We start from the raw sequence: 24904 nt of genomic DNA, 5'->3' as shown, positions 1-24904 counted from the left end.
TAGGGCCATTGGTAGGAGTAGTGGGCTCGGAACCGGAGGTAGAATCGGTAGCCGAAGGGCCACCCACCGCAGGAGCGCCGGGCAGGTCGGTCGTGCCGTGAGACTTGGCCGATTCCTTGGAGAGCACCGCACCTTCTGAAAGTGCGGTAGTACCGGTGCTGCTGCTACGACGGGCTGCTGATGCTTCGGCTTGCTCGTCGAGCGCGTCGGCATCGTGCTTCACCTCGTTGCTGGCCGTGGCAGTAGCCGAAGCAGCTACGTCTGCCGCCGAAGCCGGCGTTTCCTTATCCGTGGCGGCATACGCCTGAGCTGGGCTGCCCGTGACGGCTACCACGCGGGCACTGCTGGTTTCCCATTCCTGAAATTTATCCATCTCGCCCTTGAGTGTAGTTGAGAACCATGCTACCAGTGCCACGTCATCGAGCAAACCAATCACCGGAATGAAATCCGGAATCAGGTCAATAGGGCTCAGAAAATAGATGAGCACGGCTACGGCCGCCGCAATGGTCGTACCGGGTACGCCCGTGTATTCACCCGACATCGAGGCCTTGATGAGCCGGAACATCGTCTGGAGGGTTTCCCAGGCTTCGTGAGCCAGCGTGCCCACGTCGTTTTTGTCGCTGGCCTTTTTGTAGGCATCCGTCAGCAGCGTTTTCATGCGGGTGGGCTGGCGGATGTAGCCTTCGGCAGTGCCCAGGAACTTCTTGAAAAGAGCCGAGCCAGCAACGTCGTTGCTGCTAGGGGGAGTTTGTTGATTTTGAGCCACGGGAAGCGGAGTTAAGTAATATGGAATGGTAGGATTCAGGCACGCTTGGCCTGAGTCTGAATACTGAAATAAGGGTGTTAAGGTTGTTGGCAAAGGGGCTATTTGTGTCTCCAACAGCGAAAAAGGGGCAAAACCCAACGCCAGGTAAAACTGGTAAAAACGAACAGCAAAAAGGCCTGTCTCAATGAAGAAACAGGCCTTTCTGATGCGAATAGCGGCGTAGCGCAGCCATCACCAACAAAATCAATGCTTATTCAAACACCTTCACGACGAATACATAATCCTGCAGCTTTTTGAGCTGCTGCGGGCGGCTGTTACCCGCCAGCTGCCCGTAGCGGGGCAGGAGGTAGGGCACGGCCGGTTTGGCGGCAGCCAGAGAATCGACGAGCCGCACCAGATACGACGATTTGGTGGCGAAAGCAGCGCTCTGCGCATCATTCTGCCGGCCGCTTACCACGCCAATCAGGTTGCCGCGCTCATCGAGCAGCGGGCCGCCGGAGTTGCCCGGATTCACCGGAATGCTAACCTGGTAGAACGCGGTATCGCCCTTGAAGCCCGAGCGGGCACTCAGAGCGCCTTCGCCGTACACCACGTCTTCGCGGGGGAAGCCCAGGGTATAAACCCGTTCGCCCAAATCTGCCTCGCCTTCTTTGATGGCGTAGGGCAGCCGGCCAAAACCGGTGAATTTCTTGTCGGTGATGCGCAGAATGGCCAAATCGTGCTTGCGGTCGGAATACACCGGTTCGGCGTGGTAGCGCTTGCGGTCGTGGCCCTCCACCAGCACCGAATCAGCTCCCTGGATGACGTGGTAACTCGTTACCAGATAGCCTTCTGAAGTCAGGGCGAAGCCGGTGCCGCTGCTTTCCCGAGCCACCGGCGGGGTTGCGGCGGAGCGGCCAAACTGGTTTAGCGTAATGCTCAAATCCTTCTGGCTCTTCTTGATGCGTTCTACTTCGCGCCGAAGCACGGTGTAGCCATACATCGAAGGCTGGGTTTTGGCAGCGCGCCACCATTCCAGGCCCAGCAAGGTGCTGAACACCGCCAGCACCGCCACCGAAGCAGCTACGCCCATCGTGGCCCGGTGGCCGTTCCAGAAGTCGCGCAGCCGGCGCTCGGTGCGCGAAATCCGCAATATGGGGTTCACCGAGGAGGTAAGCTGACCGGTCTCAGGAAGGGTTCCAGCAGGGATGAATGCTTCGGGCGCGTCAGCGGCCAGCATGGTGGCGTGCATGCTTTTTAATTGCTGGCGCACCTGTTGCCGCTGTCCATAAGCGCGCAGGGTATCGGTCAGCTCCGTAAAGTCAGCGTAACGCAGGGCCAGTGCCGGGTCGGCGGCCAGGCGCGCTTCGAGGTTGGCGCGGGCAGGCCCGGCCAGCTCGCCCAGGGCGTAGGCTTCAAATAAGGCGTAGTAGTCTGCTTCGGTCATCATGGGTAAGAGCTACCGGCCCGGAGCCGGTGGCGGTAAGCAAACGGCGTGTGTGCCGGGCAATGGGCCCGGACCCAAAAACCATCAGGTAGACTCTTCTTTGTAATGGGTAAAAAATAGCTTTTTCAAGCGCACCAGGCACTTATATTTCTGATTCTTAGCGTTGTCGGCATTTGTGTAGCCAAACGCTGCAGTTAAGTCCTGCATCGATTTATCATGAAGGTAAAAACCTTCTAAAAGCGAGCGGCAGGGCTCGCCAAGGTGGTTGAGGGCCTCGCTCATGGTATCGAAGCGGCGGTCCTGTTCCTCGGCGGCAAGCAGGTCTTCCTCGGCCCCGGTGTTAAGGTAGGGGCCGTGCTCCTCGTCGTCGAGCAAGCGCACGCCGAAGCGGCTTTTGCTGGTCAGCCGCTTGAGCCACAGGCGACGGCACACGGCGTAGAGGTAGGTTTTAATCTGGCAGCTAAGCTCTAGAGAGCCGTCGCGAACTTTTTCATAAAACACCATCACCCCTTCCTGATACACGTCCTGGGCATCGTCGTCCGTGCCGCTGTTCTGCAGCACGAAGTGGGATACCATGGGCCAATGCAACCGGTAGAGATGGGCCAGGGCCCGCTCGTCGCCGCCGCGAATGGCAACAATCAGTGCGTCGTCAGTAGGAGTCAAAGGAGAAGAAGTTGGATTGCCCCTGCTCATTCGCTTTCGGGGGTTAATACGCGTTAAGGCTACAAGTAACCCACTAAAATAATTTTTTTATCGGCCGGGTTACTTTTTCACGAAGCCAGCATAAAGGGCAGTTTTTGAGCTAACCCACTTTCAAAATTACCCCCAAAATGAAGAACCTGATTAAAGTTGCTGCCCTGGGCCTCGCCCTGACTGCTGGTCTGACCTCGTGCGAGTCGAAGACGACCGAAACCACCACCGTTGAGGCTCCTGCCACTACGGAAACCACCACGACCACGACCACCGACACCACGATGATGGCTCCTGCCACCGACGCGATGGCCCCTGCTACCACCGAGGCTTCGAGCACTACCACGACCACCGAGGTAGTTCAATAGTGGCATGCTGAGCCTTTAATAAGCTCAACGCCAATTAATTTGAAGCAGCCCATGTTTCCCGCCAGGGAAGCATGGGCTGCTTTTTTATTTGCAAGGTGCAGGCAACTACGCTGGCTTTTCGGCAACCAAACCCAACAAGTCGGCCGCGATGCCGGGCCAGGGCTGGTGCAGGTTGAGGGTGACCACGCGCACCGGATGGCCGCCCAACGTGTAGCTAAGGTGCACGTCTTGGGTGGCAGTAGGGTAGAGGAGAATGCCTTCCAGGGCTTGTTCCGGGGCTGGCCGCTGGTTCTGGAGGTAGGCGTAGAGCTGGTAGAGGTGCGGGGCAATGAGCCGCTGCCGGTCGTAGCGGGTGCGCAGAGCGGCCGCGTAATATTTGGTATCGAGGATAATTTTCTGGTCTGGCGCTTCGAGGGTCGTGTCCGTGAGCATGGTGGGGAGCAGGGCGAGGTCGTCGGTCTGGCCCTCGGCCTGCCAGGCAATGGTTTCGGCGTAAACGCGGTAGCGGCGTTGCTCGCGCCGGAAAAAATTGCGGGTAAACTGCTCAAACAGCCGCGCCATAAACACTTCATCGCGGTGGAAATCAACGAAGCGGCCGCGGCCCTGGGCAGTGGGATTGGGCAGGGCCGTTTGCCACACCAGCTCGCACACGTGCAGCAGAAAAGCGTCCGCATTGCCCGGCCGCTGCCGCCGCAACTCCCGGAAAGTAGCTGGCGTAGGTCTGGCCGCCGTCGTCTCGGCAGCGGCACCGGGCAAACGCCGCCGTAACTGGCTCAACTCCCGGCGCAAGGCTGGGGGCACGTCGGCGGCGGTAGTCAGGCTGGCCAGCGTCTGGGCCAGCAGGCGGTGTAGCGGCGTGTCGGTGGTCAGCTCATCGAAGGTGCAGCTGGCGCGGCCCCGCTCCAGCAACCCCCGGTGCAGGCTGGGCGTCAGCTCAACGCGGCCGCGCAGGGTGGTGAGCTCGGCCTCCTGGGGCTGAAACGTGCGCGGCAGGCCGGTTTTGAGCAGGCGCCGCGTGCCGTGCAGCAGCACCTGGGCCAGCATGGCCAGCGGCCGGTGAAACGGCGTGGCCTCGCTCGCTTGCAGCACCGCCGGCTCGGGCAGCCGGTTCCAGGCATAGCACAGGAAGTAGTAGAGCGTGGGAAGCGGTATCACAGCTTTGGTCGGATTTTGGGAATTTCGCGAATTAATCTCAGTAGAAAAAAGCTGAAAACACGCCGCTGGTTACGCTAGCAGCTTGCGCAGTTGGGCTGCCGCCGTGGCGGGTTGCTCGCGCCAGTAATCGGCGAGGAGCGGGCCGATTTCCTGCTCCAGAATCAGGCGCAGCCAACCGGTGGCCTGCTCAGGCTCGGCAGGCGGCTGGCAGAAGTAGCTGTGGCCAACCACAAAGTCGGGCCCCAATTCCGGGTCGTCGGCAATGGTTTGGTTGAGAGCGGCCATGCGGGAGCACAGCTGCTCGATGATTTCTTCGGGCACTTGCCGCCCTTTAAGAAACTGCCGCAGCGCCGTTCCAAACCGGGGCTTCAACTCCACAAACGCGAAGCGGCGGCGCAGCGCATAGTCCAGCGGACTCAGCGAACGGTCGGCCAGGTTGAGCGTGCCAATGACGAACAGGTTTTCGGGCACGAAGAAGCGGGGCGCCTCCGGGGGCGCGTAGGGCAGGCGCAGGGCGTGGGCAGGGCCGCGCTTGTCGGCTTCGAGCAGCAGCAGCAGCTCGCCGAAAATGCGCGGCACGTTACCCCGGTTCACCTCATCGATGAGTAAGAAATAAGGCCGGTCAGGGTCGGCCATTGCCCGCTGGCACAGCAGCGGCAGCACGCCGGGCACGAGCTGAAAACGGCCATCGGCACCGGGCCGAAAGCCCAAGATGAAATCCTCGTAGCCGTAGCTGGGATGAAACTGCACGACCTCAATGCGGCGCTCGTCTCTGGCGCCCAGCAGCAGCCACGCCAGGCGGCGGGCCAGGAAGGTTTTGCCCGTGCCGGGCGGGCCCTGCAGCAGCAGGTTCCGGCGCCGGGCCAGCCCCGCCAGCGTCGCTTCCAGCTCGCTTTCGCTGATAAACAACTCGGCCAGGGCATCGGCGCGGGAGTAAGCCGGCGCCTCGTAAGAGGCGTTGGGCTCGGCGGCTGTGGGCAGGGCAGTTGCCGCTTGCCGGGCCTCATCTACCGGACCCGTGTAGAGGTCTTCGGCCTGCTGGCGGGCGGTTTCCTCGCCATCGTGGGCCGAGCCCGAGGTGAGGACGGGGCGTTTGGTGCTGATGGTAAAGTCGAGCCCTTCCAGCAAGGCGTTGGTGGGGGCCCCGGCCGGCCGGGGCCAGCGAGCGGCCGGGTCGCTGGTAGCCAGGCGATAGGCGCGCTCGGCCACGGCGCGGGGCGGATAGCGGCGCCCCCGGTACACCAGCTCGTAAACGGTGCCGGCGGGCAGGTGCGGCGGTCCCTCGCGTGCTAGCTGGCGCAAAGCCCGGAGCACTTGCTCGCGGGTGAGCAGCGGAGGCGGCGAAGCAGCAGGAGCGGAAGGCATGATAAACAATACTGAATCGGGACCGAATGCAAATGAAGCTAAAAACACGTTCTGCTGAACGCCAAAAAGCATCCCCACCGCCCAAGTAAGCTCGTTACTCTGTGGTGAAGATGCCTTCAGAAATTCAGCAGAACGTGCTGATGGCGAGCCGCCAAAACGGATTAGGGGGCAACTGTGAACGTGCGGGTGACCGAGTTGAAGGCGCCGGGCAGCAAGTTGCCACTAGAGTCAATCAGCTCCAGCTTCACCGTGTTTTCGCCGGCTGGCAGGCCTTCCATCTGGTAGGGCAGCCAGTTTTCAATCATGAACTCGGTGCCGTTGATGGTGGCGCGCACGCGGTTGCCGCCGGGCTCCAAGTTGGTATTTACCAGGTAGAAGTCCAGCATGATACGACGGGCATCGGCGCCGGAATACGTGTCTTTGGGACGGCTGTAGAACAGGTTGGGTGCATTCACGTCGATGATGGGCGCGCCGGTTGGGGTGACATCGCCCACATTGATGATGCGCAGGTCGTAGGCACCGCGGTGCTTGAGGCTTTCGTGGTAGGAGCGCGACAGGAAAGAAAGCACGGCGTGCTGACCATCGGGAAGGGCCTTCTTGAAGCTTGTTTCGTAATGGGCCGTGTAGGGCTCGTTATCCACGATGTTGTGGATGTGCTGGCCTTTCATGGAGTTGGCCATGCGGCCCGTTTGCGGGCCGCTGCTCATTTTGGTGAGCTGAAAATTGGATACCAGATAAGAGAAAGGCACCTCGCCGCTGGGAATTGTGGAATTGCCAATGGGCGAGCGCAGCTTCATCTGGGCCTCGGGGTAGCGGGGCGAATCGCTGAAAGGGGTCAGGCGAATACCGTTCGACTCCATGCTTTCGGCTCTGGCAACGCCACTAGGGGCCGTGGTGCCATTGTTGGCCGTAGCGCTTACATCGGTGGCAGGTTTGCTCGTTTCGCAGCTGGCCAGCAGGGCTAAGGTCAGGGTAGTGCTGCAAAGCATCAAGAGAGAACGTTTCATAGGGGTTAGAATCAAAAAATGGTTGTCGGCTGTTTATTCAAAAATAGAGATAAGCTGAGCTACTTACGGGCCGCACCCGGTACAAGGTTTTGCTTAACTTGCGTCGTTGCCAACCGCAGGGCCCACTCGGCCTCAAAGTAAACCTAATTTTTCCATGCAAAACCAACTTCTTGACCAAATCCCTTCGCTCGACCTCGCCGACTTTCGTTCCGGCGACTCCACGCGAAAGGCCCGCTTCGTGCAGCAGCTCGGGGAGGCCTACCAAAACATTGGGTTCGTAGCCCTCAAAAACCACGGCCTGAACGACGAGCAGACCAAGCAGCTCTACGCCGACGTGCAAGCGTTTTTTCAGCTGCCCGACGAGGACAAGCAGCGCTACGAAAAGCCCGAGCTGGCTGGCCAGCGCGGCTACATCAGCAAGGGCAAGGAGCACGCTAAGGGCCGCAATACCGGCGACCTGAAGGAGTTCTACCACGTGGGCCAGGAAGTGGAGGAGGAAGACCCCATCAAAAACGAGTACCCGGACAACATCTGGCCCGAAGAAGTGCCCGGCTTCCAGAAAAGCACCTTCCTGGCTTACCGGACGCTGGAAAGCGCCGGCCAGGACGTGCTGCGCGCCATTGCCATTTTCCTGGAGCTGCCCGAAAACTATTTCGATGACAAGGTGAAGCACGGCAACAGCATTCTGCGTCCCATTCACTACTTCCCCATCGAAGACCCCGACGCGGTACCGGCCGATGCCGTGCGCGCCGCCGAGCACGGCGACATCAACCTGATTACCCTGCTCATGGGCGCCAGCGCCGACGGCCTGCAGGTGAAGCGCCGCGACGGCCAGTGGATTGCCATTACGGCCCTGCCCGACCAGATTGTGGTGAACGTGGGCGACATGCTCCAGCGTCTCACCAACGGCGTGCTCCGGTCCACCATTCACCGCGTGGTGAACCCGGCCCGCGAAAAAATGAATACCTCGCGCTTCAGCATTCCCTTCTTCATGCACCCGCGCTCCGAAATGAGCCTGGCGGCCCTGGAGCATTGCGTAACGCCCGACAACCCCAAGAAGGAAGCCGACATCACGGCCGGCGAATTCCTGAATGAGCGGCTGATTGAGCTGGGGCTGAAAAAGAAGTAGGGTTTGTGCGGTAAGCTCTAGCTTGCCGTGGTCTTGAACAAAAGCCTGCTGTCTACGCCAGACGGCAAGCTAAAGCTTACCGCACGTTGCAACCTGCCCCGCACCCCGCCGCTTCCGTCTCCCTGGCGCCACCACCGCGCCGCTCGGGCAAGCGGACGCGCCGGGTGCGGGGCATTATTTTTTTGAAGGATGTGGCCGGGCTGGGCCTCACGGCCTTTGGCGGTCCGCAGGCACACCTGGCCATGATGTTCCGGCTGCTGGTTGAAAAGCGCCGCTACATCAGCATGGCCGAGCTGCTGGAGCTGCAGGCCCTGTGCGCGCTGCTGCCCGGCCCCACGTCCACCCAAACCATCACCGTGATTGGTTTCCGACTCGGCGGGCCCAACCTGGCCTACCTCACCCTGCTGGTGTGGATGCTACCGGCCGTGACGCTGATGACGCTGGCCGCCCTCACCCTAAGCCACCTCGACCCGGTGCGGGTGACGGCTCTGGTGCAATTTGTGCAGCCCGTGGCGGTGGGTTTCGTGGCTTTTTCGGCCTACCGCATCGCCGAAAAGGTAATTCATACCAAAACGGCCGTGGGCCTGATGGTGGCTTCCGCCATGCTGGCCTATTTTTTCCAGCTGCCCTGGATGCTGCCGCTGCTGCTGGTGGCCGGCGGGGCCGTCACCACGCTGCGCTACCGCAAGCACACCATCATTCAGGAGAAAAAGCCCTTGCGTATCGAATGGGCGAATTTTGTGCTGTGGCTGGGCTTTCTGGTGGGGGCGGCCGTATTGGGACACTATACCCGCTGGCTGCCGGTGCGGCTGTTCGAGAACTTTTACCGGAACGGCTCGCTCGTGTTTGGCGGGGGGCAAGTGCTGGCGCCACTGCTGTACGCCGAGTTCGTGGAGTTTAAGGGCTACCTCACGGGGCCGGAATTTCTGTCGGGGCTGGGGTTGGTGCAGGCCATGCCGGGGCCCAATTTTTCAATAGCCGCCTACATCGGGGCACTGGCCATGCGGCCGGCCGGCGGCCCGGCCGCGCAGGTGCTGGGCGCGCTGGTGGGCACGGCGGGTATTTTTTTGCCGGGCACGTTTCTTATTTTCTTCGTGATACGCTTCTGGGACCGGCTGCGGCAGTACCGCGTGGTGCAGGCCTCGCTCGAAGGCGTGAATGCCGTGAGTGCCGGGCTGGTGTGCGCGGCTACCTTCCTGCTCTACCACCCGCTGCCCGACAGAACCCTGGCCCTGCCCTTTCACCTGGGCCCCATCGATAGCCTGCCCCTGAACCCCCTGCTGGTAGGCACCACTTTCCTGCTGCTCTTATCGGAAAAAGTGCCGTCAGTATTCATCGTGGGGGTCGCCCTGCTGGCCGGTATGTTTATCTGATAGGGGAAAGTAACCCGCAACGACGCTATTTGAGCGTTTTGGGCTGGGGAATGAATCCGGGTTTGCCCCGATAAAAATCATAGGGGTTTTGAAACGGCCGGGGCCGACCTTTGCGAACGTGCTGCCCGCGCCGGTATTGGTCCGCAGCCACTCAGCCTTCGCCCCATGAACGTCACCTTTTTCAATACCAAGCAGTACGACCAGCAATTCTTCGAGCAGGTGAACGCCGACGACGCGCACGGGCACGCGCTCCGGTTCCTGGATGTGCCGCTGAATGCCCACACCGCCGTGCTGGCCAAGGGCGCCGATGCCGTCTGCGTGTTCGTAAATGACCGGGTCGATGCCGAGGTTTTGCAGCACCTTGCTCACGCGGGGGTACGGCTGCTGGCCCTGCGGTGCGCCGGCTTCAACAACGTTGACCTCGGGGCTGCGGCCTCCCTGAGTATGCCCGTGGTGCGGGTGCCCGCCTATTCGCCCTATGCCGTGGCCGAACACGCCCTGGCCCTCATCCTGACGCTGAACCGCAAAACGCACCGGGCCTACAACCGCGTGCGGGAAGGCAATTTCGCCCTCACCGGCCTGATGGGCTTCGACCTGCACGGCCGCACGGTGGGCCTCATCGGGCTGGGCACCATTGGGCTGGTCGCGGCCCGCATTCTGAAAGGATTTGGCTGCCGGGTGCTGGGCTACGACGTCAAAAACAATGCGGAAGCCGGGGAAATAGGCGTGGAATTCGTGGACCTCGACACCCTGTATGCGCAGGCCGACATTATTTCGCTGCATTGCCCGCTCACGCCCCAAACCCACCACCTAATCAACGAGGCCGCCATCGCCAAAATGAAGCCCGGCATGATGCTCATCAATACCAGCCGGGGCGCCATCATCGATACCAAAGCCGTAATCGAGGGACTGAAAAACGAGAGAATCAAGTACCTGGGGCTCGACGTGTACGAGGAAGAAGGCGACTTATTCTTTGAAGACTGCTCCGATAAAGTTATTCAGGACGACGTATTCATGCGCCTGCTGTCTTTCAACAACGTCCTCATCACCGGCCATCAGGCCTTCTTTACGTCGGATGCGCTGCACAACATCGCCCAGATTACCCTGCAAAATATCTCCGACTTCGAGCAGGGCCGGGCGCTAACAAACGCGGTGCCCGCACCCGCCGCCGCCCGGTAGCCCAGTCCGGTTTCCTAATCCTGTTCCGGCCGGGCCAGGTAGGCGTCGCGGGCTTCCTCCAGCTGGGCGGCCAGGGTGGCGCGCTGTTGCAGCAGGGCCGCGCCCACGGCCGGCGTGCGCTGAAACAGGCGCAGGGCGCGCAGCCGGGCCAGGCGGGCGGTCAGGGTTTGCCAGTAGCTCAAGGCATAAAAACCGGTGAGCGGCAGGCTAAGCACGTAAAGCGCCGTCAGGCGCCAGTCGTGGGTGAGCCAATGGTGCACGGCCGCCGCCTGCAAAGCATACGCCAGCGGAAACGTAAACATCCCCACCGTGAGCATAATGGGCGCTACAAACTCCACTTCCTTGGTAGCGCGCCGGGCCACTGCCGAAGGCAAAATATAGGGCAAATAGTTGTTGAGCAAGCCGTAGAGCCACACGGGCAGGCCCAATGCGAGGTTGAGCAGGCCGGCGATGGTGCCGCGGCGTTGTCCTTCCAGCGCTTCGTCGGTCAGGCGGTGCGTGCGCAGGTCCCGCAGGTAGGTTTGGAGCTGTTGCCGCAAGGCTACCAGGCGCGAGGGCGCATTTTGCTCGAACCAGGCCAGGGCCTGCAACAGCGTCTGGCTGAACTGGAAGTTGTCGTAGAGCGTGTTCGGGTCGTCGTCGGGATTGAGATGGTCGCCAAACGTTTGCTCAATCTGCTGCACAAAAACGTCGTCGGCCGCGTCGCGGGTAATAACCAAGTGGCGCTCCAGGGCTTCGCGAATGGCATCGGTGAGCTGCATGGCTGCCGCTTCGGGGTCGGCGGCGTACTGCGCAGCATAATCGGCCACCACAATGGGCGCCGCCACATTCAGCAGCACATCGGAGCGAAAGCGCGAGGGGTCGAAGTAATTGATGGCAATGGGCACCACCTTTAGCCCCAGCCGAAACTGGTGCCGGGCCTCGGCGCCCAGGGCAATGCGGGCGGCGCCGGTTTTCAGCGGCCGCAGCCGGCGCTCGCTCACGCTGGTGCCTTCCGGGAAAATCATGATAGTGCCGCCTTCGCCCAGGTAGTCGTAGCAGCGGCCGAAGGTGGCCTCGTTCTGGATTGCAAATTCTTCGGGCGTAGCGGGTCCGGTGCCCGTGTCCTGCCGTCGGTAGATGGGAATGGAGTTGCCTGAGGCCAGAACAGTTCGGCTAACGGGATTCTGGAAAAAAGTGCTTTTGGCCAGAAAAGCCACCGGCTGGCGGCTGTTGATGCCTACCAGCAAGGGGTCCATCAGGGTGTTGGGGTGGTTGCCGGCAAACAGCAGCGGGCCCGGCAGCGCCAGCCGCTCGCGGTGCCGCACCTCGATTTTGCGAAAAAATACCCGCAGTGCCACCTGCAAAACGGGTTTGATAAGGGTGTAAAAAAGCATGGGCCGGAAAGATTACGCCCGCTAAGGTAGGCGGCTCGCCGGTGCACGGCCACCACCGTCGCCCCCAAAAAAAAGCCGCCATACCCAAAGGCATGGCGGCGTAGGCTGCGCGGGGACCGGTGCAGAAGGCGTTACCGGCGGGCTTTGGCTTTGGCGCGCTTCTCGGCGGCTTTGGCCTTTTCTTCGGCAAGTTTGGTTTTGGCTTTGGCTTTGCGCTCGGCATCTTCCATCATTTGCTTGCGCTTGCCGGGGTACTTCAGGTCGAAGGTTTTGATTTTGAGCAGGCTGTCGGCCTCCACCACCGATTTGCGGGTAGTTATGCGGCCCGTGAGCGAAGACAAGTCACCCTCAACCATTTGCGTGGTGGTGCCGTCGGTGGCCGTCACGAGGCCGGTGGTCGAAACCATGGTGCCGTTCAGCAGCTTGCGGTCGGCCGTGATGGGATTGGTGATGCCCTGCTCCGTTAGTACAACCCGCCCGTCTTTCATGGCAAGGCCGTCTTTCAGGCCCGCGCCTTTGGACACCATCCGGGCTTTGGGGGCTACCCCACCGGGCCGGCGCGCGGGGAGAGGAGTTTGGGCCTGGGCGACGGTAGCGCCCAGGAGCGTTACCGACATAATGCAGCTAAAGAGAAAACGAAAATTCATGGGAATTTGGGGATAGAGCGCGTGAAAAGAAAAATTTATACAAGTAAAAAGAGTAATGAAAGAAGCGCGACTTTTTGTGCGATAAGCGCCAGCAGTGATTAATTCATCAATTGCAAAACCAGGGCCAGTTTTTCATCGGGGGAACAAATTTACTCGGTTAAACCGAAATTCGGTGGGACTTCACAAGGCTGATTTTTGAAATAAATACCGGCCGGGGCATCAGGAAGTAAGTAGCGTGATATTATTGCTTTTGGTGTGTCAAATAAATGGTAAGCAATAAAATAGGGCTTCAAATAAGCTGGCTGTAAGATGGCGGCCGCCTCATTGCGCGTGGCCGCTTGCCCGCGCGCCGTCGCGTTTAGTCGTAAAAGCAGGTTGGAATTCGGTAGCAAATGCAGACTTCTCGTAAAAGGGCAGGACGTAGGTGAAAAATTAGCTGGCGCGAAGAATCGGACAAGCTGCTCAACGGCCAGAAGCACTCAAAAAAAGCAAGCCGTGGATTACAAAGATTACTACAAGGTGCTGGGCGTGGAGAAGAGCGCGACGCCCGAGCAAATCAAAAAGGCCTACCGCAAGCTGGCCCGTCAGCACCATCCCGACGTGAACCCGGACGACCAAGAGGCCGAGCGGAAGTTCAAAGACCTGAACGAGGCCAACGAAGTGCTCAGTGACCCCGAAAAACGCAAAAAATACGACCAGTTTGGGGCCGACTGGCAGCGCTACCAGCAGCAGCCCGGCGGCGCTGGCCCTGGCGGCCAATCCGGCGCGGGCTTCGACTGGAGCCAGTACGCGCAAGGTGGCGGCGGCGGTAATCCGTTTGGCGAAGGCGATGATTTCTCGGACTTTTTCGGCTCGCTTTTCGGTAGCGCGGGCGGCAGCCGGGCGGGCAGCCGTCGTCCCGGTGCCGGCCCCGATTACCAGGCCGAGTTGGAGCTGACGCTGGCCGAAGCCTATCACGGCGGCCCCCGCACGCTCACGGTGAACGGCAAAAACTTACGCCTCACCATTCAGCCCGGTGTGGCCGACGGGCAAACCATCCGGCTGCGCGACCAGGGCGGGCCCGGTCGCAATGGTGGCCCCAATGGCTCACTGCTCATCACCTTCCGCCTGCAGCCCGATGCCCGCTACGCCCGCACCGGCAACGACCTGACCCAGGACGTGCCCGTGAGCGTCTACAAAGCGCTACTGGGCGGCGAGCACACCGTGGAAACCCTCAGCGGCTCCGTGAAAATCAAGCTCAAGCCCGAAACCCAGAACGGCACCCGCCTGCGCCTGCGCGGCAAGGGCCTGCCGGTCTACAACAAGACCGGGGAGTTTGGCGACCTCTACCTGCGCCTCACCCTTGCGCTGCCCCAACACTTGAGTGACCAGGAAAAAGAGCTGATTCAGCAGTTGGCCGCGCTTCGGCCCGAAGCATAACCTGTTCTATTATAGCTATGGAAACACACATCCTTATCCTCACTTTTCAGGAATGCTCAGTGCGTTACGGCCTGGAAACTAGTGTTGTGCACGAGTTGCTACAGGCCGGCTTGCTACGTCCGGCCGCCGCTCCCGAAACCGTCATCGTGGACGAGCCCGACGACTTGCCCCGCCTCGCGCGGCTGCACCACGAGCTGGGCCTGGCGCCGGAAGCCCTGGATGTTATCATGGCCATGCGCCGGCGGCTGGTGCGGCTCCAGGCTACGTTGGATTACGAAAGGGCCAGAGTGCGCCAGCTGGAAGATTTTGTGCGGGGTAGCGGGCCGGTTCTGGATTTCAATTAAGTGAGCGTAGTTTTCAAGCCGTCATGCCTCAGCTGCGCTCGGCATGACTAAACGCAATACCGTTACTTTTGCGCGACCATTTAAACCCAGGCCGGCCCCACTTACGCTACGGCCAGCGCCAGCAGCAGCCCGGCCAATGTGGCGCCCAGCTTGGGCCAGTTGAGGCGGTGCTCCGGACTGGTTTCGAAGAGAATGGTGGTGGAAACGTGCAGGAAATTGCCGGCCACCAGGCCCAGCAGGGCCGCGTACAGCCCCCCGCTCAGCAGCTCGGCCAGCACCACGTAGTTGCTGAACAGAATGCCCACCGGCGATGCCAGCGCGAACACCAGCAGCCAGGGCCACACCCGCCGGAAATTGCCCAGCCGCAGCCGCAGCAGCGTGGCCAGCGCAAACGCGGCCGGCATGTGGTGCAGCGCTACGCCCACCACAATGGCGTAAAAATTCTGGCTCATGTGGCCCACTTTCGGGGTGTGCACCAAAATGCTGCCCTCCAGAAAGGAGTGCACAACCAGCGCGGCCAGCAGCAAAAACGGTACCCGTCCCGCAGCATCGTGCGGGCCGTGCGCGGCTTCGTGGTGTACGTGTCCGTGCTCCACGCCCTGCGAAAGCACTTCGAGCAGCAGCTGCCCAAAAAAACCAGCCAGCACCCAATAACCCACCTGATGGGGCTGCGCGGGCAGCATTTGCAATGCCTCGGGCAGAATGTGGGTAACCGTGAGCGTGAACAAATAAGCGCCACTGAAAGCCAGCAACGGCTTCAGCCACTGGCTGCCGCGGGCCACGGGTACCCAGGCAGCCGCCGCGCCCGCGCCCAGCACCGTTAGCAGCAGCAGAAAAATAGCAAAGCCCATGCAAGAAGGAATGAGGAGTAGGCCGGGAAGGCAGGCGCACGCGAGAACCGACCGTAACAGTCGATTCTATACCTGCGCCTGGCGTGCTGGCTCACGCAAAAACAGCGGCAGCTTCGCAACCGCCAGCTGGCGGGCAAAGCTGCCACCCAATCGAGAGTTTTAGAAATTCTGGCCGTTAAGCGTCGCCGCTATTCGGCTTTGTGGACCTCGTCGGCCTGCTGGCCCGACTTGCCGGCGTCGTTCAGCGTGCCCCGCTTGCGCATGCCTTCTTCGGCATTGGCCGACATCGCTGACTTGGCAGAAGGGGCTTCTTCGGCCTGTTCGGTCTGGCTGCCCTTGTTATCAATCGAAGGATTGGGGGTTGTAGGCGCATAGCTTTCCGAAGCCCGTGTGCCGGGTTCCACCATGTCGAGGGATACTTTGTCGTCGGGGCGCCAGTCGGAGGGCTCGCTGCTGCACGAAGACAGGGCCAGGGAAGCAGTGGCCAGGGCCAGCAACAAAGTGTGGGTCAGTTTCATCAGGAAAAAATTAGCAGGTATAGATTTCGAAGAAAAGGAGCAACCGGTAATAGGGCAGGCCGTCTTCCGGCGTGCTATCCAACCGCCCGCGCCCCTATACGGTTGCGGCGGCGGCGGGGGCAGCTGGCAAAAGGTTTTTGCGGCGCAGCAGCGATTCAAATAGCTTCACGTCGTTGGGCGAATTGAAGATGCGCAGGGGCAAATGTAGAAACACGGGCACATCGAACGCCTTCGCCAGCCACTTGCGCCACGACGCGATGCCCTCGGGGGGCGTGCCGGGCTTGAGGTACAGCAGGTAGGCATCGGCATCGCGGCGAACGCGGCCAATCATGTCCCAGGTCAGCTGCATGGCTTTGCCTTCTTTCTCGGGGCCCACGCGCAGCAGCAGCTGTTTCTGGTCCATCTCAAAGCTCATGCGCTCAAACAGCGGCTTGCTTTGTTCCATCTGCGTCACGCCGGTTACCTGGGCCGACCGAAACAGCACAAACAGCACCGTGAGCACCACCGCCAGCACCAGCCACCACCACGAATGCACGAAAATGGCGGGCAGCAACCCCAGCGCAAACGGAATCAGGGCGTATACCCAGTCCTTTTTCCATACCTCAGCCATGGCCAGGCGGGTGTAGGTATTGGTATCAAACTGCGTTTTCTTGGTGCGAATAGCCAGCGGCGAAGCCTGCTGGGCCTGGCGGAAGCCGCCGCCACCGCCGCGTTGGTTGGGTTGGTTCACGTTGATTTTTTAATGTGATAAATGTGGCAAATGTGGCAAATGTGAAGATGTGGGGAATATTGAAGAATGTGGGGAATGTGCTACGCCTACTCATTGGCATCTTTATCACATCTTCACATTCCTCATCTTTATCACATTTCCCACAGCATCTTAATATGCTTTTAAGCTCAAGTCCAGGCTTTTGACCGAGTGCGTGAGGGCTCCTACGGAGATGTAGTCGACGCCGGTGCTGGCTACTCTGGCAATGGTTTGCTCGGTGATGCCGCCGCTGGCTTCGGTCGGAAACCGGCCATCAATCAGTGCCACGGCTTCGCGCAGTAGCTCAACATCCATGTTGTCGAGCATGATGCGGTCGACGCCACCAGCGTCCAGTACCTGCTGCACTTCCCCCAGGGAGCGGGTTTCGATTTCGATGGGTAGTTGCCGGCCGGTGCCGGCCAGGTAGGCCCGGCTGGCCGCAATGGCCTGGGCCACGCCCCCGGCATAGTCCACATGGTTGTCCTTCAGAATAATCATGTCAAACAGCCCGTAGCGGTGGTTTACGCCGCCACCAATGAGCACCGCCCACTTCTCGCAGATGCGGAAATTGGGAGTGGTTTTGCGGGTGTCGAGCAGCTTGGCCTTAGTGCCGGCCAGCAGCGTGTTGAGATGCGCCGTGTAGGTGGCAATGCCGCTCATGCGCTGCATGCAGTTGAGCACCAGGCGTTCGGCCGTGAGAATGCTGCGTGCCGGGCCCTCCACCGTGAAGGCAATGTCGCCGTACTTCACCGGTGTGCCGTCGGTGAGCAGCACGTTTAGGGTCAGGGAAGGGTCAACTGCGCTGAAAATCAGCGGGGCCAGCGCCACGCCGGCAAGCAGCCCTTCGCCCTTCACCAGCAAGTGGGCACGGTTGCGGGCATCGGCCGGAATGGAGGAGAGGGCCGAATGGTCGCCGTCGCCCACGTCCTCGGCCAGGGCCGTGCGGATGAAGGCGGTTAGCGCTTCGGGCGTCAGATAGGATGGGGTAGGAGTTTGCACGGGACAAAGGTACGGCCCCTGTCTTTGCGAATAAAACCGGAGGCCCCACCTTCGTGAAAACAGTGGTGGCCGGGCCTTCCCGGCGCGGCGACGCTTTGGGCCGTGCCGATAGCGCATAAAAAAACCTGGCCGGTGCCGGCCAGGTTTCTCAAAAAAGCTGATTCAGAAGTTATTCCTTCGTGAAATCCAGCGTGTCAATCTGCGGGGCGCCCTTGGAGGGCTTGAGCTTCACATACACACGGTACACGCCGTTGCGGCCCGTGTAGCGGCCAATGCCGTATTGAATGCCCTCCTTGCTCTCGCCTTGGTGAATGAATTCAAACGCGCTGGGGGCGTTTTTGGCAAAGAAGTCTTTGATGACCAACTCGGCCTGGGTGGCGTTGTAGCCTTTCTTGTCACCATCAAAACCAACTTCGACGGTGGGAGCAAGGTATTGCGACAATTCCCGGGAAGAACCGTTGCGCATTGCCGAGCGGATAGCCCCAAGGTTTTCGGACTGTGCGTGAGCCGCAACAAAACCGAACAGGAATAGCCAGCTTAGAAATAGTGTCTTAAAGAAATAACGTTTCATCGAATAGGGTAGTAGATGCGTCATCCGCGTCAGGAATAAAGCTAAAATGGTGCCAGGAAGTAAGGCCTCTGTGCTCTTCGGAGAAAAAATATCCGGTCAGCGACAGGGCCAGGTAAGGAGTTGCGAAGGTAGATAAATCCCGCCTACTGGGCGGGGCTGCCGTATCTTTGCGGCATGAGCAAACAGGTGTTATTGGTGATTCTGGATGGGTGGGGAATTCCCCAGAACGCAACGGTTTCGGCAGTAGACGCGGCTAAAACCCCGTTCTATGAGGAGTTGTTGCAGCATTTTCCGCACAGCCGGCTGCAGGCTTCGGGCGAGGCCGTGGGTCTGCCCGAAGGCCAGATGGGCAACTCCGAAGTGGGGCACATGAACATTGGGGCCGGCCGCGTGGTAAACCAGGAGCTGGTGCGCATCGGCAAATCCATCCGGGAGCGCAAGCTGGGCCAGATGCCCGCGCTGGTGAAAGCGTTCGATTACGCCATTGCCAACGACAAACCCTTGCACCTCATTGGCTTGCTTTCGGATGGCGGCGTGCATTCGCACATCGACCACGTGAAGGCGCTGTGCACCATTGCCCACGAAGCCGGGGTGCGGCGCGTGTTCGTGCACGCTTTCACCGACGGCCGCGACACCGACCCCAAGAGCGGCGTGCGCTACGTGAACGAGCTGGAAGCGTCGCTGGAACGCAGCGGGGCCAAAATCGCCTCCGTAGTGGGCCGCTACTATGCCATGGACCGCGACCGCCGCTGGGAGCGGGTGAAGGTGGCCTATGACTTGTTGGTAAACGGCATCGGTACGCCTTCGCAAAACCTGATTCAAACCATTCAGGAGCAGTACAAGGAAGGCATTACGGATGAGTTTCTGAAGCCCATCGTGAAGACCGGGGCCGACGGCCAGCCGCTGGCCACCATTCAGGCCGACGATGTGGTGCTATGCTTCAACTTCCGTACCGACCGGGGCCGCGAAATCACCGAGGTACTTACCCAGCAGGATTTTCACGCCTTCCAGATGAAGCGCCTGAACCTGCACTACCTCACCCTGACCAACTACGACGACACGTTCACGGGCGTCACGCCCGTTTTCGAAACGGACAATCTCAACAATACTCTGGGTGAGGTGCTGGCCGCGCACGGCAAAACCCAGATTCGCATTGCCGAAACCGAGAAGTATCCGCACGTCACGTTCTTTTTCTCGGGCGGCCGCGAAGTGGCTTTTGAGGGCGAAACGCGCATCATGCGGGCCTCGCCCAAAGTGGCCACCTACGACCTGCAACCCGAAATGAGCGCCGCCGAGCTGGTGGAGGCGCTGGTACCGGAGCTACAGGCCCGCGCCGCCGATTTCGTAGTCCTCAATTTCGCCAACCCCGACATGGTGGGCCACACCGGCGTGTTTGAAGCCGTGGTGAAGGCCGTGGAAACGACCGATTCCTGCGCCCGCGCGGTGGTAGAAACCGCCCTGGCCGCCGGCTACGCCAGCATCATCATCGCCGACCACGGCAACGCGGAGTTCATGCGCAACGCCAACGGCTCGCCCAACACGGCGCACACCACCAATTTGGTGCCCTGCATTCTGGTTGATAACAACTATGTGGGTTCGCTGGCCGATGGCAAGCTGGGCGACCTGGCTCCCACTATCCTCGAGCTGATGGGCCTGCCCCAGCCGCTGGAAATGACCGGGCAGAGCCTGCTGCGCCCGGTAATGGCCCCGAGCCCGACACTGAATGCGTAAGGCCATCCCGATGGTAAAGGCGCTATGTTGGCTGGCCGGCAGCGTGGTGCTGGCGGGTTGCGGCGACGCCGCGCCGGCGGCCCCGGCCGCGCGCGCCCCGCTTTATTTTGACGTGAAAGGGTTGGTGAACGAGCAGATTGAGGCGCTGGCCCAACGCCAGGCGGCCGTTACCAAACGGGTGAGCCTGCGCGGCAACCCAGTCGAAACCGTGCGCGTGCCCACCGTGAAATGGGCCGACGAGCTGCAGATTTTTTTGCAGGCCGACATCAACAAAGCTGCCCTGCGTGGTGCCTATGCCGTGGATTCGGTGTTGCTGCCTGGCGGGCAGCTGCGGCGCACCTACACCCGCTTGGCCGGCCAGCCCAACGCGCCTGTTTCGCGTCTTACAGTGGTGCAGCAAGGCCCGCAGGCCCAGGAAATCGCGGCCACCATCGTGCAGAGCAACCCGCTTTTTTCGGCCCAAAAAGAGCTGCGCTTCCGGCTGCAAAACGGCCAGCTGCGCACCTACGAAGTAACGGGAACCCAAAAGCTGGTGCTGTTTGACACGCTGCATTACACCGCCGCGGGGCGGGTAGAATAAGCTTATCTGCTGTTACGCCAGCGCCCCGGCAAGCTTGCCGCTCAACGCTTGTGCTCGTAAGCTCCCAGGCTGGGGTTGGGGTTGCGCGGCAGGTTGCGCAAATCGGCGGGCGGCACGGGGCCGGCGGCGGGGCGGCGGGGCGTGGTGGCGGGCGAAGCGTCCTGCAAGGTGTAGTCCGGGGTGTCGAAGAAAACCCGCTTGAACAGCGGGTCCACGTTGATGAGGTTGAGCCCAGCGGCGCCGATAACAGCCGGCGTGGTGGCGTATTCCTTGGTGCGCAGCAGCGATTTCTGAATGATGAGCTCGGCGTATTCGGGATAGTTTTTCACGAACAGCTCGTCCTCGAAGGAGCCCCACAGAATGGAATTGCGTAGGCTGAGCGACAGGGGGCGCTTGATGAGCGGATTGGTAGCGTCTTCGTTGGTGAAGGTGAGCGAGGAGGTTTCGCGGCGGAAGGAAGGCGTGTAGTTGGCGAAGGTGCAGAAGTTGAAATCGTAGCTGCCGCCGCCGATGCCGAGCACGGCATACTCGCCGCAGTTGGTGAACAGGCAATTCGTGGCCGTCAGGTTGCCGGCCAGGCTGATGATGCCGCCGCCCGACGACGCCCTGGCATTGGCAAACGACACGGTGGCCCCCGAAATATTGCGAATTACCGTGTTGTCGAGCGTCAGGGAGGGCCGGTCCGGGCCCGGGGTCTCGCCCACATTCAGCAGGCCGCCAAAGGTCGAATTCTTGATTTCGGCGTAGCGAATGCGGTTGTTACGGCTGTTTTCCGAAAATACGATGCCGCCCCACTGGCCCGGAATATCGTCGTAGTACGGCTCCAGCCGGTCGCCCTGAAAGCGCACGATGTTGGCATTGCCGGCCTTCACTGTGTCAGTGGGCTCGAAGGGGTTGGGCTCGCTCAGGTCATTCACCAGCAAGGTGCCATCGACCTGCAAAAAAGCGCCGGCGTGGGAATAGATACGGGCGCCCCGAGGGATGCGCAGCGTGACGCCTGGCAGCACGAGGACACCCACGGCGTAGGTTTCGCCGCCAAACACCACGTTGTCGTTGATGATGACATGCGGCTTGTCGGTAGCCCATGTGGTGTTGGTGGTGATAAAATCGGCGCGGTGGAAGTAGGCGTTTTGGCCGTAGGCTACCAGCTTTACCACCTGCTCGTTGCCGTTGGTGCGGAAGCGCAGGTCTTCCGATACCAGAAACTGCTTGGCTGCAGTGGCCTGGCCATTATCGCCAATTACGGCCCGCACCAGGACCAGCAAGCTGTCGTTGCCCCGAATGGTGACGCCCGAAACGGCCGGCCCGGCATCGCCATTGATGAGCACGGAAAACGTGCTGCCCGCCGCCCCGGCCAGACTCACGTCGGTTTTCACCGCCCCGCGGTTGCGGTTGTACACCCACAGCCGCTTGGTAACGGTTCGGACGGTGGTAAAAACCGTGTCAAACAGCACTGTGTCGGCCGAGAATTCCAGGCTGCCCGAGGTTTGCACCAGGTTTTCCTTGGGCTCACAGCCGGGCAGGAGTGTGAGCAAGCAGCTGAAAACGAGGAATAACGGGAATAGGTAGCGCATATATAGAACGTCAACTCCCCTCCTTACCAAGGAGGGGACGTTTCAGCGCAGCTGAAACCGGGGTGGTTGTGGGCGTTGAACGTGCGGGCTGAGGAGAAATTGCCAGAACAGCCCGGAGGTAAATGCAGACGGCCCGGACGCCGGCAACCACCCCCGTTTCAGCCAAAGGCTGAAACATCCCCTCCTTGGTAAGGAGGGGAGTAGGCCGTTCAACGTTGCCGCTTACTTGGTTACGCCTTCCTGCAGGCGCTCAGCGCTTTCGGCGAGGCGGAGCTGCTCCACGAAGTCGTCCACGTTACCTTCCATCACGCTGGCCAGGTTATACACCGTGTAGCCGATGCGGTGGTCCGTCACCCGGCCCTGGGGGTAGTTGTAGGTGCGGATTTTGTCGCTGCGGTCGCCGCCGCCAATCATGCTTTTGCGCACCAGGCCGTCGGCTTCGTTCTTTTTGGCCAGCTCCATGTCGTACACGCGGGAGCGCAGCACGGCCAGGGCCTTGTCGAAGTTCTTGAGCTGTGATTTCTGGTCCTGGCACTGGGCCACAAGGCCGGAGGGCAGGTGGGTGAGGCGCACGGCCGAGTAGGTGGTGTTTACGGACTGGCCACCGGGGCCGCTGGAGCAGAAGTAGTCCTTGCGGATATCGCCCATATTCAGTTCGATGTCGAACTCCTCCACTTCGGGAATCACCACAATGGAGGCTACGCTGGTGTGAATGCGGCCCTGGGTTTCGGTGGCCGGCACGCGCTGCACGCGGTGCACGCCGCTTTCAAACTTGAGCTTGCCGTACACGTCCTCGCCACGCACGGCCACGATGATTTCCTTGTAGCCGCCGGCGGTGCCTTCCATGGCGTCAATCAGCTCCATTTTCCAGTTCTGCTTTTCGGCGAAGCGCATGTACATGCGCTGCAGGTCGCCGGCAAACAGGGCCGCCTCGTCGCCGCCCGCGCCGGCCCGGATTTCCATAATCACGTCTTTGGAGTCGTTCGGGTCCTTGGGCAGCAGCAGGTCTTTGATGAGGGTTTCGAGGCGCTCCTGCTCGGGCTGCAGCTCGTCGAGCTCGTCCTTGGCCATCTGGCGGAAGTCCTCGTCTTTCTCAGTCGAAATCACCGAGCGGGCGTTTTCGATGTTGCTGAGCACGCCCTGGTAGTTGCGGTACTCGGCCACAATCTTGCCTAGCTCCTTGTATTCCTTGTTAAGTGCCTTGTAGCGTTTCAAGTCCGACATCACGTCGGGCTGCATCAGCTCCTCGTTCACGTTGTTGTAGCGCTGGCTGATGGCTTCTAGTTTATCAAGCATCGGGTATTCGGGAATTAGTCAGTAGGGTGCAAAGATACTGAATCTAAACACCGCTATGTAGGCCGGACGTTCCGTCGGGAAAAGGGCTGGCGCGCGTTGGAGAGGCGCGCCAGCCTGTAGGTGCGCAAGTCTCGCGGTAGTAGCTTGCTGGGGTAAGTTTAGTTTGCACTCGAATTAATTTCAGCCACAAAGCCGCCCGCTACCCCCCATGCGCTACTTTCTACTGCTGATGAGCCTGTGGCTGCTGGCCCCGGCCGTGGCCCAAACCCCCAGCCCCACCGTGCTGCGCGTGGATAGCCTGGCTCCGAACAGCGCCCGAAACGGCCTGCTCCTGGAGCGGGGCTGGCGCTATGAGGTGGGCGACAACCCACAGTGGGCCCGGCCCGACTTCGACGACAGCCGCTGGGACACAATTAACCCCGCCCGGCTCCGGCAGGAGCTACCCCCGCGCCTGCGCACCGGTATCAGCTGGCTGCGCCTGCGCTTCCGGCCCGCCGACAGCCTGCGCCAGCGGGCGCTGCGGCTCCAGGCGTTTGGGTACGGGGCCTGGGAAATCTACCTCAACGGGCGGCTGGTGCAGCGCTCGGGCACCGTGCGGGCCAACCCCACCCAGGTGCCTGACCCTGAACACCTCCCGGCGATTGGCGTGCCCAGTGACGGCCCCGCCGAGCAGGTACTGGCCGTCCGCTTCGCCCCCTGGCAGTCGCCGCTGCTGCGGCTGGCCACGGAAAAGCACTTGCTGGACGTATTCCTGCGCAGCGAGGCTCAAGTGCAGCAGCAGGCAGCTAAGGATATGGAAGGTGTGCTCGGGAGCTGCGTGCTAGCCGGCATATTCGGGTTGCTTGCCCTGTTGCACCTGGCTTTTTTTCGCTACTATCCGGTCCAGCGGGCCAACCTCTATTTCGCCTTCTCCGCTTTGGCGATGGCGTTAAGCGGTCTGGCCACGTTTAGTCAATGGGCGGCAGACCAACCAACCCTAGAGGCGATGCTGCCCCTTTGGTTTGTCCGGTCTTTCCTGGGCCTTTCCGTTTATCTGTGGGCCGTGCGGGCGCTCTATGCCTTGTTCGGCTTCCGGCTCGGCTGGCTATACAAGTCGTTATGGGTAGGGTTTTGGGTGTTTGTAGCTCTTACCCTATTCGCTAAAGCATACGCTGGCTACGTAGGCTTGGCCCTAATCTTCTTAACCTTTATCGAGCTGCTGCGCCTGACTGGGCGCGCCCTGCGCCAGCGCCAGCGCGGGGCCTGGATGGTCGGAGCTGGGTTTGCACTCATCCTCCTGTTCCTGGTGGTACAGCTCGGTTTTGCTGTGGTGAGTACGCTGCTGAAGGTTTCGAATCCACTACAACAGGTGCTACAGGGCGGATTTGAGACGTTCGTGAGCCTGCTGGTGTTCCTTTCCCCGGCGCTGGGCATCTCGCTGTATCTGGCCCGCGAGTTCGCCCTCGACAGCCAGCTGCTGCAAGTGAAGCTGGGCGAAGTGGAGCGCCTCTCGGCCCAAACCATCGCCCAGGAGCAGGAGAAGCAAGCCCTGCTGGCCGCCCAAAACGAGACGCTGGAGCAGCAGGTGGCTCAGCGCACCGACGCGCTGCAACGCTCCCTCACCGACTTGCGCGCCACGCAGGCGCAGCTCATTCAGCGGGAGAAGATGGCCAGCCTGGGCGAGCTGACGGCGGGCATCGCCCACGAGATTCAGAACCCGCTCAACTTCGTCAACAACTTCTCGGAGGTGAGCACCGAGCTGCTGGAGGAGCTGGAAGAGGAGCAGGCCCGGCCCGCGCGCGATGCCGGGCTG

Annotated in this window: 23 protein-coding genes and 1 pseudogene; 9 read left to right on the top strand and 15 right to left on the bottom strand. The window is 60.9% G+C overall.

The window, feature by feature from the left end; all coding sequences use genetic code 11:
• Positions 1-403 precede the first annotated feature (403 nt).
• The 3 genes and pseudogenes from GM79_RS26430 to GM79_RS02520 all read right to left on the bottom strand — a co-directional run.
• Positions 404-565, bottom strand: a pseudogene (locus tag GM79_RS26430) (YkvA family protein); the annotation flags it as partial.
• A 451-nt stretch (positions 566-1016) separates the two neighbouring features.
• Positions 1017-2195 (bottom strand): serine protease, encoded by a 1179-nt coding sequence (locus GM79_RS02525; protein WP_051718403.1) that lies wholly within the window; start codon positions 2193-2195, stop codon positions 1017-1019.
• Positions 2196-2276: 81 nt separating this feature from the next.
• Positions 2277-2885, bottom strand: a complete 609-nt coding sequence (locus GM79_RS02520; RefSeq protein WP_051718402.1) for a sigma-70 family RNA polymerase sigma factor — start codon at positions 2883-2885, stop codon at positions 2277-2279.
• A gap of 137 nt (positions 2886-3022) precedes the next feature.
• Here GM79_RS02520 and GM79_RS02515 point away from each other — a divergent pair, with 137 nt between their 5' ends.
• Positions 3023-3250: a hypothetical protein gene (locus tag GM79_RS02515; protein ID WP_035558732.1), complete on the top strand. Its 228-nt coding sequence runs from the start codon at positions 3023-3025 to the stop codon at positions 3248-3250.
• A 105-nt stretch (positions 3251-3355) separates the two neighbouring features.
• Here the strand turns inward: GM79_RS02515 and GM79_RS02510 are convergent, their stop codons facing one another.
• The 3 genes from GM79_RS02510 to GM79_RS02500 all read right to left on the bottom strand — a co-directional run bounded on the left by GM79_RS02510 (position 3356) and on the right by GM79_RS02500 (position 6777).
• Positions 3356-4405, bottom strand: a complete 1050-nt coding sequence (locus tag GM79_RS02510) for a 5-methylcytosine restriction system specificity protein McrC (RefSeq protein WP_035558729.1) — start codon at positions 4403-4405, stop codon at positions 3356-3358.
• Positions 4406-4474: 69 nt separating this feature from the next.
• Positions 4475-5770, bottom strand: coding sequence for an AAA family ATPase (locus GM79_RS24545; RefSeq protein ID WP_161787104.1), 1296 nt, complete (start codon positions 5768-5770; stop codon positions 4475-4477).
• Positions 5771-5931: 161 nt separating this feature from the next.
• Positions 5932-6777, bottom strand: a complete 846-nt coding sequence (locus tag GM79_RS02500) for a hypothetical protein (RefSeq protein WP_035558726.1) — start codon at positions 6775-6777, stop codon at positions 5932-5934.
• Between the two features lie 154 nt (positions 6778-6931).
• On the opposite strand from GM79_RS02500, the gene GM79_RS02495 reads away from it, so the two are divergent.
• From GM79_RS02495 to GM79_RS02485, 3 genes are all read left to right on the top strand, one after another.
• Positions 6932-7906: an isopenicillin N synthase family dioxygenase gene (locus tag GM79_RS02495; protein ID WP_035558723.1), complete on the top strand. Its 975-nt coding sequence runs from the start codon at positions 6932-6934 to the stop codon at positions 7904-7906.
• A gap of 86 nt (positions 7907-7992) precedes the next feature.
• Positions 7993-9279, top strand: a complete 1287-nt coding sequence (gene chrA / locus GM79_RS02490) for a chromate efflux transporter (protein WP_081867513.1) — start codon at positions 7993-7995, stop codon at positions 9277-9279.
• A gap of 165 nt (positions 9280-9444) precedes the next feature.
• The gene (locus GM79_RS02485; protein ID WP_035558721.1) at positions 9445-10458 is read left to right on the top strand and encodes a 2-hydroxyacid dehydrogenase; all 1014 of its coding nucleotides are present in this window, start codon (positions 9445-9447) and stop codon (positions 10456-10458) included.
• 14 nt (positions 10459-10472) lie between these two features.
• Here the strand turns inward: GM79_RS02485 and GM79_RS02480 are convergent, their stop codons facing one another.
• Both GM79_RS02480 and GM79_RS25315 read right to left on the bottom strand, forming a co-directional pair.
• Positions 10473-11834, bottom strand: coding sequence for a lysophospholipid acyltransferase family protein (locus GM79_RS02480; RefSeq protein ID WP_035558719.1), 1362 nt, complete (start codon positions 11832-11834; stop codon positions 10473-10475).
• 131 nt (positions 11835-11965) lie between these two features.
• Complete coding sequence (locus tag GM79_RS25315) at positions 11966-12481, bottom strand: DUF6799 domain-containing protein (RefSeq protein WP_035558716.1); 516 nt, start codon at positions 12479-12481, stop codon at positions 11966-11968.
• Positions 12482-12976: 495 nt separating this feature from the next.
• Here GM79_RS25315 and GM79_RS02470 point away from each other — a divergent pair, with 495 nt between their 5' ends.
• Positions 12977-13900 (top strand): DnaJ C-terminal domain-containing protein, encoded by a 924-nt coding sequence (locus GM79_RS02470; RefSeq protein ID WP_035558713.1) that lies wholly within the window; start codon positions 12977-12979, stop codon positions 13898-13900.
• 17 nt (positions 13901-13917) lie between these two features.
• On the top strand, positions 13918-14244 hold the full coding sequence (locus GM79_RS02465; protein ID WP_081867512.1) for a chaperone modulator CbpM: 327 nt from the start codon (positions 13918-13920) through the stop codon (positions 14242-14244).
• A 101-nt stretch (positions 14245-14345) separates the two neighbouring features.
• Here GM79_RS02465 and GM79_RS02460 read toward each other — a convergent pair whose 3' ends face one another.
• From GM79_RS02460 to GM79_RS02440, 5 genes are all read right to left on the bottom strand, one after another.
• The gene (locus GM79_RS02460) at positions 14346-15095 is read right to left on the bottom strand and encodes a ZIP family metal transporter (RefSeq protein ID WP_035558707.1); all 750 of its coding nucleotides are present in this window, start codon (positions 15093-15095) and stop codon (positions 14346-14348) included.
• A gap of 188 nt (positions 15096-15283) precedes the next feature.
• Positions 15284-15613, bottom strand: a complete 330-nt coding sequence (locus GM79_RS02455) for a hypothetical protein (protein WP_035558703.1) — start codon at positions 15611-15613, stop codon at positions 15284-15286.
• Positions 15614-15707: 94 nt separating this feature from the next.
• Entirely contained in the window at positions 15708-16343 is a 636-nt protein-coding gene (locus tag GM79_RS02450) for a YcxB family protein (RefSeq protein ID WP_051718400.1), read from the bottom strand.
• A 150-nt stretch (positions 16344-16493) separates the two neighbouring features.
• Positions 16494-17360, bottom strand: coding sequence for a carboxylating nicotinate-nucleotide diphosphorylase (nadC, locus tag GM79_RS02445; protein ID WP_035558700.1), 867 nt, complete (start codon positions 17358-17360; stop codon positions 16494-16496).
• 169 nt (positions 17361-17529) lie between these two features.
• Positions 17530-17931, bottom strand: coding sequence for a DUF4783 domain-containing protein (locus GM79_RS02440; protein WP_161787103.1), 402 nt, complete (start codon positions 17929-17931; stop codon positions 17530-17532).
• A gap of 174 nt (positions 17932-18105) precedes the next feature.
• On the opposite strand from GM79_RS02440, the gene gpmI reads away from it, so the two are divergent.
• Positions 18106-19662 (top strand): 2,3-bisphosphoglycerate-independent phosphoglycerate mutase, encoded by a 1557-nt coding sequence (gene gpmI / locus GM79_RS02435; protein WP_035558693.1) that lies wholly within the window; start codon positions 18106-18108, stop codon positions 19660-19662.
• Positions 19655-20242 carry a hypothetical protein gene (locus GM79_RS22660; RefSeq protein ID WP_051718399.1) on the top strand — a complete coding sequence of 196 codons (588 nt, stop codon included), beginning with the start codon at positions 19655-19657 and terminating at the stop codon, positions 20240-20242. The genes gpmI and GM79_RS22660 overlap by 8 nt, the downstream gene beginning before the upstream one ends.
• A gap of 41 nt (positions 20243-20283) precedes the next feature.
• On the opposite strand, the gene GM79_RS02425 is transcribed toward GM79_RS22660, so the two are convergent.
• Both GM79_RS02425 and prfA read right to left on the bottom strand, forming a co-directional pair.
• Positions 20284-21777: a hypothetical protein gene (locus GM79_RS02425; protein ID WP_152559791.1), complete on the bottom strand. Its 1494-nt coding sequence runs from the start codon at positions 21775-21777 to the stop codon at positions 20284-20286.
• A 261-nt stretch (positions 21778-22038) separates the two neighbouring features.
• On the bottom strand, positions 22039-23112 hold the full coding sequence (gene prfA, locus GM79_RS02420) for a peptide chain release factor 1 (RefSeq protein ID WP_035558688.1): 1074 nt from the start codon (positions 23110-23112) through the stop codon (positions 22039-22041).
• A 208-nt stretch (positions 23113-23320) separates the two neighbouring features.
• Between prfA and GM79_RS25935 the strand changes: the two genes are divergently transcribed.
• Positions 23321-24904 (top strand): histidine kinase dimerization/phospho-acceptor domain-containing protein (locus GM79_RS25935; protein ID WP_051718398.1); only part of this gene is annotated, 1584 nt, incomplete at its 3' end.

Origin of the sequence: Hymenobacter sp. IS2118 (genome assembly GCF_000715495.1) — a bacterium.
In the GTDB taxonomy this organism is placed as follows: domain Bacteria; phylum Bacteroidota; class Bacteroidia; order Cytophagales; family Hymenobacteraceae; genus Hymenobacter.
This window is presented reverse-complemented; position numbering and strand designations above follow the sequence as displayed.

What these genes read in the sequence shown, in the direction of transcription:
- GM79_RS02525 (WP_051718403.1), bottom strand. Translation starts at nt 2,195, where the DNA reads ATGATGACCGAAGCAGACTACTACGCCTTATTTGAAGCCTACGCCCTG.
- GM79_RS02520 (WP_051718402.1), bottom strand. Translation starts at nt 2,885, where the DNA reads ATGAGCAGGGGCAATCCAACTTCTTCTCCTTTGACTCCTACTGACGAC.
- GM79_RS02515 (WP_035558732.1), top strand. Translation starts at nt 3,023, where the DNA reads ATGAAGAACCTGATTAAAGTTGCTGCCCTGGGCCTCGCCCTGACTGCT.
- GM79_RS24545 (WP_161787104.1), bottom strand. Translation starts at nt 5,770, where the DNA reads ATGCCTTCCGCTCCTGCTGCTTCGCCGCCTCCGCTGCTCACCCGCGAG.
- GM79_RS02500 (WP_035558726.1), bottom strand. Translation starts at nt 6,777, where the DNA reads ATGAAACGTTCTCTCTTGATGCTTTGCAGCACTACCCTGACCTTAGCC.
- GM79_RS02495 (WP_035558723.1), top strand. Translation starts at nt 6,932, where the DNA reads ATGCAAAACCAACTTCTTGACCAAATCCCTTCGCTCGACCTCGCCGAC.
- GM79_RS02485 (WP_035558721.1), top strand. Translation starts at nt 9,445, where the DNA reads ATGAACGTCACCTTTTTCAATACCAAGCAGTACGACCAGCAATTCTTC.
- GM79_RS02480 (WP_035558719.1), bottom strand. Translation starts at nt 11,834, where the DNA reads ATGCTTTTTTACACCCTTATCAAACCCGTTTTGCAGGTGGCACTGCGG.
- GM79_RS25315 (WP_035558716.1), bottom strand. Translation starts at nt 12,481, where the DNA reads ATGAATTTTCGTTTTCTCTTTAGCTGCATTATGTCGGTAACGCTCCTG.
- GM79_RS02465 (WP_081867512.1), top strand. Translation starts at nt 13,918, where the DNA reads ATGGAAACACACATCCTTATCCTCACTTTTCAGGAATGCTCAGTGCGT.
- GM79_RS02460 (WP_035558707.1), bottom strand. Translation starts at nt 15,095, where the DNA reads ATGGGCTTTGCTATTTTTCTGCTGCTGCTAACGGTGCTGGGCGCGGGC.
- GM79_RS02455 (WP_035558703.1), bottom strand. Translation starts at nt 15,613, where the DNA reads ATGAAACTGACCCACACTTTGTTGCTGGCCCTGGCCACTGCTTCCCTG.
- GM79_RS02440 (WP_161787103.1), bottom strand. Translation starts at nt 17,931, where the DNA reads ATGAAACGTTATTTCTTTAAGACACTATTTCTAAGCTGGCTATTCCTG.
- gpmI (WP_035558693.1), top strand. Translation starts at nt 18,106, where the DNA reads ATGAGCAAACAGGTGTTATTGGTGATTCTGGATGGGTGGGGAATTCCC.
- GM79_RS22660 (WP_051718399.1), top strand. Translation starts at nt 19,655, where the DNA reads ATGCGTAAGGCCATCCCGATGGTAAAGGCGCTATGTTGGCTGGCCGGC.
- prfA (WP_035558688.1), bottom strand. Translation starts at nt 23,112, where the DNA reads ATGCTTGATAAACTAGAAGCCATCAGCCAGCGCTACAACAACGTGAAC.